General features: G+C 62.3%; 1 protein-coding gene. It reads right to left on the reverse strand.

Annotated elements, in window-relative coordinates; all coding sequences use genetic code 11:
* Positions 1-1,163 (reverse strand): G8 domain-containing protein (locus M3P36_RS15045; RefSeq protein WP_249704524.1); only part of this gene is annotated, 1,163 nt, incomplete at its 3' end.
* Positions 1,164-1,271: the final 108 nt, after the last annotated feature.

Below are 1,271 nucleotides of genomic sequence, written 5' to 3' on the forward strand. Positions count from 1 at the left end.
TACGGATTGTTGATCTCGCCGTTGGCGGCGAGGTTCGTCGGCACGCAGTCCAGTGTCGGATGGCACTTGGTCTGGATCGCCAGGTTCCTGATGAATTCATTCCCCGTCTCGATCCCGTCTTCCATGAAGAAGCAGTGACCGACGGTGTTGTAGGTCACGTTGTTCTCGATCCGCAGATTGTTGGTGCCGTGCACCGTCACGCAGCGGTTGAAGGTATCGTAAATCGCGGAGTTGCGAACATACTGGCCCGCGCCTTCGCCAAGGATGTGGAAATGGACCGGATAGCGCGCCAGCTCCAGGTGCTGGCCCATGCGGTTGAGCTCGACGCCGTCCGCACGGATCTGCGACCCGGCCATCGCCATGATATGCCCGCCGATGTAGCTGGTCGCGGCATCTTCCGAAGCCTGCACCTTGATGTTGCGGCTGAGCAGGCCGACCTCGCCACGCTGGTCCACGCCGAAGGTAATCTCGCCGAAATGCATATACTCCAGCGGCGCATCGATGGTGATGGTGTTGCCGTTGACAGCGGTAATGGTGCGGCGCTCTGCCTGGCGCGGATTGAAATCGGTCGAGGCGAGGACGATCTCGTCGCCCACGCGCCAGTCGCCCGCGTCGAGCAGGCTTATGCTCCTCGCGCCCCTCTCGGCGGTGGCGGCCAGCCTGGTCCAGCTATGGCTCCGGCTGCCGTGCAGGTCGAGCGTGCCGCGCATCAGGATGATGCCCCGGTCGCCCATGGTGTTGATGTCTTCGCCGGGCACATTGTCGGTCAGCGTTATCGCGGCGTTGTGCCTGTGCGGACTGTCCGCCGTGCCGATGGTCAATGAACCGCCCGGAACATAGATCCACTCGCTCTCAAGGCTGATATCGCGCTCGTCGGAGAATGTCAGCCTGCCCTGGATGGTCAGGCTCCGCAGACCCGGCGCATCAACGTCGAGCACCACGTCCATATCGCGGGTGATTGCCACCGCATCGCCTTCGACCGGCACCTTGCCGTCGGGCCAGGCCGAGGGATCGGACCAGCTGAGCAACCGCACCGAAGGAGCCGCCTCCGCCGGAATGTCGGCATGGGCATGATCCTGCGCGGTGGCGGTCGAGCCTGCGCCAAGCAGGGCCGATACCGGCAAAAACCACGAAACCAGGTGCAGGCGAGACTGCGTAACCATAAAAGACTTCCTCTCAAGCGGGGCTTTATCCCCTCCCTTTTTGATTTCGACAATAAGTATGCCTTGGGTTGCTCGCTCTGCCAAGCCCTCCCTTGCGCACTGTCAAAG

It is taken from the genome of Altererythrobacter sp. KTW20L, assembly GCF_023501975.1.
Classification (GTDB): domain Bacteria; phylum Pseudomonadota; class Alphaproteobacteria; order Sphingomonadales; family Sphingomonadaceae; genus Alteraurantiacibacter.